Raw genomic sequence first — 2,001 nt, forward strand, 5'->3', positions numbered from 1 at the left:
CCCCCCGGACGCGCACGAGATGACGCCCCCCCTTTCCCCCGCCCCGCGCCGTCGTGGCGGCGGGCGGGGGGGGCGGCGCCATGCGCCGTGCCCTCGTGCAGCGCGAGGCCGGGCAGGACCCGGCCCGGCCCCCTGCCCCCGCGTCGCGCCGCCAGGATCACCCGCGTCGCCGGCCGGCCGGCCCGCGGCCAGAGCGGCCGCCGCGCCGGGCTGCCGAATCCGGCGTCGCCAAGTGCGCGGAGGCCATCCGCGAAGCGCGCGGCCGGCAGGATGAGGGTCGCGCCGCCCCGATGGCCCCGCGCCGCCGCGAGACAGGCGGCCCAGGCCGCCAAAGGCGCGTCCTCATGGGTCGCCGCCCGGCGCAGCGCCAGCGGAGGCGCCGAGCCGCCCGGCCAGAAGGGCGGATTGGCGAAGCCCTGCGCGACACGCGGCAGGACCCGCCACAAGGCGGGATCGGCGATGTCGCCCTCGATCACGGTGACGCGATCCGCCAGCCCGTTGAGCGCCGCATTCTCCCGCGCCAGCGCGGCCAGTGCCGGCTCGCGCTCCACCGCCGTCACCGCGACGCCCGGCACCCGCGCGGCCAGGCACAGGAAGGCGGCGCCGCTGCCGCAGCCGAGTTCAAGCACGCGGTCGCCGGGCGCGGCCGGCCCCGCGGCGGCCAGCAGCACCGCGTCATGCCCGGCCCGCAGCCCCTCGCGCGGCTGGCGCAGGCGGACCCGGCCGCCGAGCAGGCGATCCTCGCTGACGCCGGTCACGGCATGCCCTCGGTCTCTCCGGCCTCCCGCAGCACGCGGAGCGCCTGGGCTGCCTCCTCTTCGGGCACCGCCAGGCGGCGGGGGAAGGCGCCGATTCCACCCTCGATCGCGCTGATCGCGGCGTCGAACACCACCGGGTTGCAGCCGGCATCGCGCAGCAGCGCGAGCAGGAAGGAGAGCCGCACCGGGTCGGTCGTGGCGAGCAGAACGCGCATCCTCGCCTCCCGGCGGATCGTGCCCACATGCGCGCGGCAGGCCGCGATGCTTGCCGCTGCGTGGGGCGGCGGCTAGGTTGCCGCCACCTGGAACGAGGTCAAGTGAGCGTGGATCTTCCGATGCCGGCGAGCGCCGACACCGCCGCACCCGCCGCCGGCGAGGACGCGCTTGCGGCGCTGACGGAGCTCGTCCGCCACGATCTCGAAGCCTGCAACCGCCTGATCGTCGAGCGCATGCAGAGCGAGGTCGCGCTGATCCCGCAGCTGGCCGCGCATATCGTCGCGGCGGGCGGCAAGCGGCTGCGGCCGCTGCTGACGCTCGCCGCCGCGCGCATGGCCGGCTATCGCGGCACGCGGCATGTGGCGCTCGCGGCCTGCGTCGAGTTCATCCACACCGCGACGCTGCTGCATGACGACGTGGTGGACGAAAGCGCGTTGCGCCGCGGCCAGGCCAGCGCCAACGCGCTGTTCGGCAACAAGCCCTCCGTGCTGGTCGGCGACTTCCTGTTCGCGCGCGCCTTCCAGCTGATGGTCACGGATGGCTCGCTCGAGGTGCTGCGCATCCTGTCGGAAGCCTCCGCCACCATTTCCGAGGGCGAGGTGCTGCAGCTGGTGATCCAGAACGACACCAGCAGCACCGAGGCGCAGTACCTGGCGGTGATCGAGGGCAAGACGGCGGCGCTGTTCGCCGCGGCGACCGAGGTCGGCGCCGTGGTGGCAGGCTGCGATGCCGCGGCGCAGGCCGCGCTGCGCGCCTATGGCCACAATCTCGGCGTCGCGTTCCAGCTGGTGGACGACGCGCTCGACTACTCGGCGGAGCAGGAGCGGCTCGGCAAGACCGTCGGCGACGACTTCCGCGAAGGCAAGATCACCCTTCCCGTGCTGCTGGCCTTCGCCCGCGGCACCGAGGAGGAGCGCGGCTTCTGGCGCCGCACGGTGGAGCGGCGCGAGCAGTCCGACGCGGACCTCTCCATGGCGATCGCGCTGATGCAGAAGCATCGCGCCTTCGCCGACACGGTCGCGCGCGC

General features: G+C 75.2%; 3 protein-coding genes. 1 reads left to right on the forward strand and 2 read right to left on the reverse strand.

Features of this window, described 5'->3' with window-relative positions; all coding sequences use genetic code 11:
• Window positions 1-758 (reverse strand): tRNA1(Val) (adenine(37)-N6)-methyltransferase (locus tag AC1MIR_RS21155; protein WP_480030153.1); only part of this gene is annotated, 758 nt, incomplete at its 3' end.
• Window positions 755-973: a putative signal transducing protein gene (locus AC1MIR_RS21160; protein WP_480030154.1), complete on the reverse strand. Its 219-nt coding sequence runs from the start codon at window positions 971-973 to the stop codon at window positions 755-757. The genes AC1MIR_RS21160 and AC1MIR_RS21155, both read right to left, overlap by 4 nt.
• Window positions 974-1,093: 120 nt before the next feature.
• Between AC1MIR_RS21160 and AC1MIR_RS21165 the strand changes: the two genes are divergently transcribed.
• Window positions 1,094-2,001, forward strand: a 908-nt coding sequence (locus tag AC1MIR_RS21165) for a polyprenyl synthetase family protein (RefSeq protein ID WP_480030155.1), incomplete at its 3' end; no start/stop codon positions are given.

It is taken from the genome of Falsiroseomonas sp. RANM36, assembly GCF_056682175.1.